Here is a 9,585-nt window from a genome sequence, read left to right on the forward strand (position 1 = left end):
CGTTTGACTTGCTGACGAAGCTGGTCGGCTTCGTTGGCCGTTGCTGGACTCGTGGAAGAACCGACAGGTCTTCCTTTGGGTTTGGGCATCAAAGCTTCATCGCCGCCGGCTTGCCACGCACGCACCCACCTGGTGATGTCTTTGACAGAATTGAGGCCAAACTCGGACGCCAATTCCATCTTCGATGCCCCTGCAAGGAAGCGGTCAACTACTTCCTTTTTGATCTCGAAAGAGAAACGTCTTTTGGTTTTACTCTCCACAAGACAAAGCCTGCCATGAAGCGTCCAACGAAGGCGCAAATCTCTCACGGAAGTCAGACTCACGGCCAAACGATAAGACGCGGCACGATATCCCAAGCCAGATTCGAAAAGCTCTACAAGCTGTTCTCGTTGAAGTGTTGTGAGTGAACTATTTGGTTGCAAAGAAAAACTCCCCAGAAATTGGAAACTGATTAATCAGTCCAACTTTTGGGGAGCAGTTCAGAAGAGGGGGCTTTCTTTTTGTCATATCTCTGGGGGGAACTACTTTACGAGTTCACGACCCCATTTGTCGCGCATGTTGCCAGTGGCAATGATGATGATGTCGATAATCCACCAGACACCAAGTCCGCCACCGGTTACGAGCTTGAGGAAGCCGGTTCCCCATTTGCCGATGAACATGCGGTCGATGCCAAGTGTGCCGACGAAGATGGAAAGAATTAAAGTGATTGTCCAGTCGCGTGGAGCTGTTTCTGTATTAGCCATGTTTCAACGCTACTCCTCAATCTCAATTGAGATCTGGCCATTGTGCAAAACCCTAATTGTTGTACCGTCATCAAGCTGAACAACAGGACGGTTCTCTAGATAGGTCAACGTCCAGAACCAACTATCTGTGTCCTGGTCAAGAACTGCTAGTTCATTTTCTATCTGGGCAATTGCTTCAGCGACCAATTCATCGAGATTCTGCGGTGGAGCAGTGTTTACCTGCCACCGGGTTCCCAGCTGCATGTCTACTCCGCAGGAGATTCTGGCACAGGAGCCAGTTCAATCTTCGTGACAGAAAGCTCTGCCGCTTCAGTGAAGTTCAGCTCTGCAATGCGGCCAGTGGCCATGAGGTCTCCTTGAGCTGCCTCGAGAAGAGAGATGAGTGCTTCTGGTGCCGCAATTGTTGCGGTCAGGACTTCGGTCTTCTGTGATGCCTTGGCATCGGTCTTTGCTCGACGGATACCGATCAGTGCCTCTGATGCGGCCTTGAGAATGTCGGGGTTGCCAATCTTCTCTTCGCCAGGTGCTGGCCATGATGCACGGTGAATGCTCTCATCGTGGAACCAGGACCATGCTTCTTCGGCAGCAAACGGAAGAACCGGTGCAAGTAGGCGCAGGAAAACAGTTAGTGCCTTATTCAGCGCTGCTGCAGCAGAAGCCTGCTCAGGGTGAGCTTCGTTATAGGCACGTTCCTTGACCAACTCAAGGTAGTCATCGGTGAAAGTCCAGAAGAAATGCTCTGTGACTTCTAAAGCCTTGGCGTGGTCATAGTTCTCAAGAGCTTCAGTAGCCTCACGAACAACATTGTGAAGTGACTCAAGCATGCTGAGGTCAAGTGGGTTTGTGATCTCAGTATCAGCAGGTGCATTGAAGCCCAAGATGAACTTGGATGCGTTCAAGAGTTTGATAGCGAGACGGCGACCGATCTTGATCTGTGTGGGATTCTGAGGATCAAATGCTGCATCGGTGCCGAGGCGGCTGCTTGCTGCCCAGTAACGAACAGCATCTGAGCCGTGCTGGTCCAGCATGTCTGCAGGCGTGACAACATTGCCCTTGGACTTGGACATCTTCTTGCGGTCTGGATCCACAATGAAGCCAGAGATGGCTGCATTGGTCCAAGGCTTGCCGCCGTTCTGCAGTGCAGAACGCAGCATGGTTGAAAAGAGCCAGGTGCGGATGATGTCTTGGCCTTGGGGGCGCAGGTCGAAGGGGAAGACCAGGTTCCATAGGTCCTCATCACGCTCCCAGCCACCAGCGAGCTGAGGGGTCAAGCTCGAGGTTGCCCAGGTGTCCATGACATCGACTTCGCCCTGGAATCCACCAGGGATACCGCGTTGTGCTTCGGTGTATCCGGCAGGAACATCGGTTGATGGGTCTGCGGGGAGCTGTTCACGGGTTGCGATGATGGGCTCATCGAAGACGGGGTTTCCGTCACCATCAAGCGGGTACCACACAGGAATCGGAACGCCAAAGAAGCGTTGGCGTGAAACAAGCCAGTCACCATTCAAGCCATTGACCCAGTTTTCATAGCGAACACGCATGAAGTCAGGGTGCCAAGCCATTTCCTGGCCCAGGTCGATGAGCTTTTTCTTGAGCTCATCATCCTTGGCGCCATTGAATAGGTACCACTGTCGAGTAGAGACAATCTCAAGAGGCTTGTCACCCTTTTCGAAGAACTTCACCGGGTGCATGATGGGTTCTGGGTCGCCCAGCATTTCGCCGGATGCTTGGAGCATCTCGACCATTGCAGTTTTTGCACTGAAAGCTGTCTTGCCTGCGAGTTCAGCGTAAGCTGCCTGTGCCCCTGGAGACTCGAGGCCTTCGGGAGCTTCAGTAATGAAGCGGCCATCGAAACCGATGACCGCACGGGTCATCAGGTTCAGCTCACGCCACCAAATCACGTCGGTCACGTCACCGAACGTACAAATCATGGCAATACCCGTGCCCTTGTCTGGCTGGGCAAGGTGGTGGGCAAGGACAGGAACTTCAACACCAAAGACGGGAGTCTTCACCGTCTTGCCGAAATAGGGCTTGTAACGCTCGTCATCAGGGTGCGCGACGAGGGCAACACATGCAGGAAGGAGCTCAGGTCGGCTGGTCATGATCTCAATGTGACCGCCGTCAGGCTTGTGGAATGTCAGGCGGTGGTAAGCGCCGGGCATTTCCTTGTCTTCAAGCTCTGCCTGTGCCACTGCTGTGCGGAAAGTGACATCCCACAAAGTAGGTGCCATGGCCTGGTATGCCTCGCCGCGAGCATGGTTGTTGATGAAGGCAAGTTGGCTGGTGGTGATGGTCTCGTCAGAAATGGTGCGGTAGGTCTGAGTCCAGTCAACTGAAAGACCTAATTGACGCCACACATCTTCGAACTGCTTCTCATCTTCTACGGTGAGCTTCTCGCAGAGTTCAATGAAGTTCTTGCGGCTAATGGGGAGTTGATCTGCAGCTTTGGAGCTCTTGTTGTCGCCGCCTTCAAAAGGAGGAACAAAGTTGTCGACGTAGGGGAGTGTGGGATCGCAGCGAACTCCGTAATAGTTCTGGACACGACGCTCTGTAGGAAGACCGTTGTCATCCCAGCCTGCGGGGTAGAAAACCTCTTTACCGCGCATGCGCTGGAAACGAGCGATGACATCGGTGTGGGTGTAGCTGAAGACGTGGCCGATGTGTAGCGAACCAGAGGCCGTTGGGGGAGGCGTGTCAATGGAATAGACAGAGCTGCGAGTCTGTCCGTCCTTACGGAAGCGGTAGAGACCAGATTCTTCCCATTTGGAATCCCAGAGAGTTTCGAGACCTTCTAGAGCCGGCTTATCAGGAACGTTCGCGGGCGTGATGGACATAGGTGGTACTCGCTCTCTATGGGCGGCATCGTGTCAATGTAGAAGAACAGGATGTTCTCCCACTTAATGCCTCATATGGTGATGTATCTACTGTACTAAAGCCCATAGAATGATGAGTAACAACACCGATCCGGCTATCACCGGGGAGTTTTCGGAAGAACAGCCTCCGGGCTTATTAGAACCGAACGGGACGAGCCCGTCATCGCTCATGAACAAGCGGTGAGTTAACGCTCACAAGTTCAGGTGGTACCGCGGAAGAAATTTCGTCCTGGCACAGTGTTTTACTCAACAACTGGAGCCCTAAGTGACGTATCCCCGCCGTAACGCATTCGGTCAGCAATCCGAAATCGTTCCTTCGCCGTCGTTCCCTGCCATAGAAGAGCAGATCCTTGCTTTCTGGAAGAAGGACAACACGTTCAAGGCTTCTATCGAACAGCGCGCTGATGGTGACGAATGGGTCTTCTACGACGGCCCACCCTTTGCAAACGGCCTTCCTCACTACGGTCACCTGCTAACGGGGTATGCCAAGGATCTCTTCCCCCGCTACCAAACAATGCGTGGCAAGAAGGTTGACCGCCGATTTGGTTGGGACACTCACGGCCTTCCTGCGGAGCTGGAAGCAATGCGTCAGCTGGGTATAACTAAGAAAGAAGAAATTGAAGAGATGGGTATTGCTGCGTTTAACGCGGAAGCCCGTTCTTCTGTTCTTCGCTACACCGGCGAATGGGAACAATACGTCACCCGTCAGGCACGCTGGGTTGACTTCGAGAACGACTATAAAACCCTCGACATTTCTTTCATGGAATCTGTCATCTGGGCCTTCAAGCGTCTCTATGACAAAGGCTTGGCCTATGAAGGTTACCGCGTTCTGCCGTATTGCTGGAATGACGAGACACCCCTCTCCAACCACGAACTTCGCATGGATGATGACGTCTACAAGATGCGTCAGGACCAGTCCGTCACTGTTACTTTCCCACTTTCAGGTGAGAAGGCGAGTTCTCTAGGTATTGCTGGAGTTCGCGCTCTTGCGTGGACGACAACTCCGTGGACTCTTCCAACCAACGCTGCGCTGGCAGTTGGGCCAGATATTCACTACGCCGTTGTTCCAGCTGGCCCCAACGGTGCCGCTGATGGTGCTCCATGTTGCGAGGCTGACTATCTGATTGCAGTAGATCTCTTGGGCAACTATGCCAAGGATCTCGGATATGAAGACGCATCCGCAGCAAAGGAAGCTGTGAAATCGACGGTGATCGGTAAGGACCTTGACGGTGTGACATACGACCGTCTCTGGAACTACTACGCCGACGACGAGGAATATCAAGAAAACGCCTGGCAGATCCTTGTCGCCGACTACGTCACAACTGCTGACGGTACCGGCGTTGTTCACCAGGCCCCTGCCTACGGTGAAGAGGACCAGAAGGTCTGTGAGACCGCAGGAATTGGTGTTCGCGTCTCTGTAGATGACGGTGGAAAGTTCCTCTCTCGTTTCCCCGAAGTTGCTGGAATGCAGGTGTTTGACGCCAACAAGCCTTTGACCAACCTGCTCCGCGAACAGGGACGTCTGATGCGCGTAGCTTCTTACGAGCACAGCTACCCGCACTGCTGGCGCTGTCGTCAGCCATTGATCTACCGTGCTGTGTCGTCGTGGTTTGTGTCAGTAACCACATTCCGTGACCGTATGGAAGAACTCAACCAGCAGATCAACTGGGTGCCAGAGAATGTCAAGGATGGACAGTTCGGCAAGTGGGTTGCCAATGCACGTGACTGGTCCATTTCACGAAACCGTTACTGGGGTTCTCCCATTCCAGTCTGGAAATCGGACAACCCGGAATATCCACGTATTGATGTTTACGGTTCTTTAGACGAACTTGAAGCAGATTTTGGCGTTCGCCCAACTGACCTGCACCGCCCTTTCATCGATGAACTGACGCGACCTAACCCTGACGACCCCACGGGTCAGTCCACAATGCGCCGCATCGAGGACGTACTCGATGTCTGGTTTGACTCGGGTTCTATGCCGTTTGCTCAAGTGCACTATCCCTTTGAGAATGCGGACTGGTTCGATAGCCACAACCCTGCAGACTTCATCGTGGAGTACATCGGCCAAACCCGTGGTTGGTTCTATACCCTCCACATCTTGGCTACAGCTCTCTTCGATCGTCCGGCCTTCAAGAACGTGGTCTCTCACGGCATCGTGCTCGGCAATGATGGGCAGAAGATGTCTAAGTCCTTGCGGAACTACCCGGATGTTTCCGAAGTCTTCAACCGCGATGGTTCTGACGCCATGCGGTGGTTCTTGATGAGTTCTCCTGTGCTTCGAGGTGGAAACCTGGTCGTGACAGAGGAGGGCATCCGCGAAGGTGTTCGACAGCTGCTTTTGCCTCTGTGGAACAGCTATTACTTCTTCTCGCTCTATGCAAACGCAGATGGCTACGAAGCCACCTGGCGCACAGACAGCACAAATGTGCTGGACCGTTACCTGCTGGCGAAGACCCGCGACCTCATTCTCGAGGTTCAAGGCCAGCTAGATGCATTGGACTCTACTAATGCTGCTGAGTCGCTGCGTAACTTCGCTGACGTGCTGACGAATTGGTATGTCCGTCGCTCACGTGATCGTTTCTGGACAGGCGGTGCTGAAGCTCAAGAAGCTTTTGACACTCTGTACACCGTTCTGGAAACGCTGTGTCGAGTGGCTGCCCCGCTTTTGCCACTTGTGACCGAAAACATCTGGCAGGGTCTCACCGGTGGTCGTTCCGTTCACCTCGAGGACTGGCCAGAAGCTGATCAGTTCCCTGCTGATCCAGCTCTTGTCGCTTCGATGGATGCTGTGCGTGAAATCACTTCCTCCTCACTTGCTTTGCGTAAAAAGGTGGGATTGCGTGTGCGCCTCCCTCTTGCAGACCTCACCGTGGTGTCCTCGCTCTCTGACTCACTAGCTTCATTTAGTGACATCCTTCGTGATGAACTCAACGTCAAGCAAGTGACCTTGGTGCAGCTCACCGACGGCTCTGCTTCCGAATATGGCATCACTTCCAAATTGACAGTCAACGCTCGTGCTGCAGGCCCTCGCTTGGGCAAGCAAGTTCAGCAGATTATTCAGGCGGCCAAGGCCGGCGATTGGTCTGAGATCAACGGTGTAGTGACCGCTGGTGGGGTTGACCTGGTTGAGGGCGAATATGAACTCACACTGGAGACAGGTGACGGAGAAGAAAGTGCTCGTGCACTTGCGCTACTGCCAGCTGGTGGATTCGTACTCCTCGATACAGTCACCACAGCCGAACTAGAAGCAGAAGGTCTCGCACGCGATGTGATTCGTGCGGTGCAGGACACAAGAAAAGCAGCCGGATTCGACGTTTCTGACCGCATTCACCTGAGCGTGTTCTGCTTCTCGCAAGCAGATGCAGATGCGCTCAAGATGAACACTGCGGCTGACATCGCAGCTGACACCTTAGCCACTGAGTTCGGTGTTCATGACCCTGCATTCCATGGTGAGTTGGCTCAGTATGTCGATGTTTCTCCTGCAGAGTGGTTGCCGGGAATGCTCTCCACTGCACCTGAGCACTTCGCTGTCATTCCGGCAGGTCAATACGCCAACGAGGGCGCCTTCGTTGTTGCTGTTTCTCGCGTGAATCGAGTGGTCAATGTCTAGTGATGATCTGACCCCTGGTGGTTTCGCCAACGGTGATTTCTCTTCGGACGATGACTACGAAGGCATCGATCCCGCAGAGATGGATGAGTATTCACGAGCTGCACAGCTGGTGTTTCAAGAACTCTCTGTTCGGTTAGGGGAAGGCAACCCGCAGCCACGACTTGAGCCAACCCGCCGTGTGGTTGAACTTCTTGGTGACGTTCACCGTGCATATCCCGTCATCCACATTGCAGGAACGAACGGCAAAACCACGACTGCACGGATGATCGAAGCGATTCTTCGTTCTTACGGGCTCACAACGGGTGTCTTCACCTCGCCTCATCTCGTCTCATTCAATGAACGGATTCTTCTTGATGGCGTTCCTGTGAGAGATGACATTTTGGTCACCAACTGGCTCGACGTGAAGCCTTATGTTGAACTCGTTGATGCTGAGTTAGAAGCCAAGGGTGAACCACGTCTGACCTTCTTCGAAGTGATGACAATCCTGGCTTATGGCACATTTGCTGATGCGCCTGTGGACGTGGCAATCGTTGAGGCAGGTCTTGGCGGTGAATGGGATTCCACCAACGTCGCTGATGGCGTTGTTGCAGTATTCACCCCGATTGCTTTGGACCACACCGACCGCTTAGGTAAAGATCTCGATGCAATTGCGCGCACTAAATCAGGAATTATCAAACCTTCTGCCATGGTTGTCTCTGCAGCACAGAACCCCATTGTTCGAGCAGTACTCGAAGAAGCAGTGGATTTCACTGAGTCAACACTGACCTTCGTTTCTGCTACCGAGAATCCTGAAGTGGGAAACCCAGTTGCTGTGGTGTCCAGAGCAGTTGCAGTGGGTGGTCAATTAGTGACGATTCAAGGCGCTGCAGGTCGTTATGACGACTTATTCCTCGCACTCTATGGTGACCATCAAGCCGAGAATGCTGCTTTAGCAATTGCAGCAGTGGAAGCATTTCTTGGTGGTGCTTCGCAATCTTTGGAGCAAGCAGTCCTAGATGAAGCATTTGCTACCGTGTCATCGCCAGGACGTCTGCAACTTGTGGCAGCTGATCCCACCGTTCTAGTTGATGCTGCCCATAACCCACACGGCGCGGCCTCGCTTGCACGTGCGCTGGAAACATATTTCACTTTTGACGACGTGACGGTAGTACTCGCAATTTTTGAAGATAAAGATGCGCAGGGGATCATCGATGCCCTTGCCCCTCTGGCCACGAGATTCATCGTTACAAATGCTCCCTCCGAGCGTTCTCGACCTGCCCGAGATTTGGGGTTCTTAGTTGCAGACAAGGTTGGCGATGAGAAGGTAATTGTGGAACCTGATCCCGTTGTTGCTCTTGCAATGGCTCGTGGCTATGCCGCGAACTCTGAAAAGGGTGCCGTTGTGGTGACTGGTTCCATCACACTGGTGGGTCTGACAGTGGGACTTGCTGCTGAGACGCAAGGATGGACTCTGTGAGCACACCCCGCACTCCACGTCAACGATCTGCACAAGCATCGCTTGGGCAGGTAGTACTCGGCTTTGAACTCATTGTTGTTGGCTTGGCTGCGTTAACCATCTTTGGCCTGGGTGCACTTCCGCCTGTTCTTGCCTTGGGTGGAGGCGCCGCAGTGTGTCTGTTGATGCTCGCCACAATAGGCCTCATGATGAAATACAAATGGGCGTTCATCCTCGGATGGGCAGTCCAGGCGATTATCGTGATTTCTGGATTCGCCGTGACCATGCTCTTCTTGATCGGCGCTGTATTCGCCGGCATTTGGGCTTATGCCATGACAACTGGGGCAAAACTCGACTCTCAAAAGAAAGAAAACTCATGACCGCTATTGAAGAAACACTTGTCCTGGTGAAGCCTGATGGTGTTGCCCGTGGACTGACTGGTGAAATCCTGCGTCGTATCGAAGCCAAGGGCTACGCCCTTGTCGACATCCGCCTCGTTCAGGCAGATCGAGAACTTCTCGGTAAGCACTACGAAGAACACGTGGGCAAGCCTTTCTATGAGCCCCTGGTGAGCTTCATGGAATCAGGTCCTGTTGTGGCCATTCGTCTTGCAGGCAACCGAGTTATCGAGGGCTTCCGAAGCCTCGCAGGAACCACAGACCCCACCACAGCTGCGCCTGGCACTATTCGTGGAGATTTGGGGCGCGACTGGGGACTTGCAGTTCAGCAGAACCTTGTCCATGGCTCTGATTCTCCAGACTCTGCATCACGCGAACTGGCTCTCTGGTTCAACTAACCCCTTGAGTAATGAAGAAAGCCCCTGCACATGTGAACTGAACCCCTTAAGTGGGAGTTCTAATTGGGAGTCGTTTCTAAGTTTGCAAGGGACTGTGTCCGGTAGTCAACCGGGCTCAGTCCCTTCAA

The 9,585-nt window shown here is 53.3% G+C and carries 7 protein-coding genes and 1 pseudogene; 4 read left to right on the plus strand and 4 right to left on the minus strand.

Annotated elements, in window-relative coordinates; all coding sequences use genetic code 11:
* The 4 genes and pseudogenes from M2118_RS08790 to valS form a co-directional block, all read right to left on the minus strand.
* Positions 1-269 (minus strand): annotated as a pseudogene (locus M2118_RS08790) (helix-turn-helix domain-containing protein); the annotation flags it as partial.
* 252 nt (positions 270-521) lie between these two features.
* A complete protein-coding gene (locus M2118_RS08795) occupies positions 522-743 on the minus strand; it encodes a TM2 domain-containing protein (protein ID WP_280795568.1) in 222 nt (73 codons plus the stop codon).
* A gap of 9 nt (positions 744-752) precedes the next feature.
* Positions 753-986 (minus strand): hypothetical protein, encoded by a 234-nt coding sequence (locus tag M2118_RS08800; RefSeq protein ID WP_280795569.1) that lies wholly within the window; start codon positions 984-986, stop codon positions 753-755.
* A gap of 2 nt (positions 987-988) precedes the next feature.
* Positions 989-3,577 (minus strand): valine--tRNA ligase, encoded by a 2,589-nt coding sequence (gene valS, locus M2118_RS08805; RefSeq protein WP_280795570.1) that lies wholly within the window; start codon positions 3,575-3,577, stop codon positions 989-991.
* A 304-nt stretch (positions 3,578-3,881) separates the two neighbouring features.
* On the opposite strand from valS, the gene ileS reads away from it, so the two are divergent.
* The 4 genes from ileS to ndk are packed head-to-tail and all read left to right on the plus strand — an operon-like array spanning position 3,882 to position 9,457.
* Positions 3,882-7,226, plus strand: a complete 3,345-nt coding sequence (gene ileS / locus M2118_RS08810; protein WP_280795571.1) for an isoleucine--tRNA ligase — start codon at positions 3,882-3,884, stop codon at positions 7,224-7,226.
* The gene (locus M2118_RS08815) at positions 7,219-8,682 is read left to right on the plus strand and encodes a bifunctional folylpolyglutamate synthase/dihydrofolate synthase (protein ID WP_348519962.1); all 1,464 of its coding nucleotides are present in this window, start codon (positions 7,219-7,221) and stop codon (positions 8,680-8,682) included. Before ileS ends, M2118_RS08815 begins: the two co-directional genes overlap by 8 nt.
* Positions 8,679-9,041: a DUF4233 domain-containing protein gene (locus M2118_RS08820; protein ID WP_280795572.1), complete on the plus strand. Its 363-nt coding sequence runs from the start codon at positions 8,679-8,681 to the stop codon at positions 9,039-9,041. The genes M2118_RS08815 and M2118_RS08820 overlap by 4 nt, the downstream gene beginning before the upstream one ends.
* Positions 9,038-9,457, plus strand: a complete 420-nt coding sequence (ndk, locus tag M2118_RS08825; protein WP_280795573.1) for a nucleoside-diphosphate kinase — start codon at positions 9,038-9,040, stop codon at positions 9,455-9,457. Before M2118_RS08820 ends, ndk begins: the two co-directional genes overlap by 4 nt.
* The last annotated feature ends 128 nt before the right edge of the window (positions 9,458-9,585 follow it).

Origin of the sequence: Aurantimicrobium minutum (genome assembly GCF_029892845.1) — a bacterium.
Taxonomy (GTDB): Bacteria; Actinomycetota; Actinomycetes; order Actinomycetales; family Microbacteriaceae; genus Aurantimicrobium; species Aurantimicrobium minutum_B.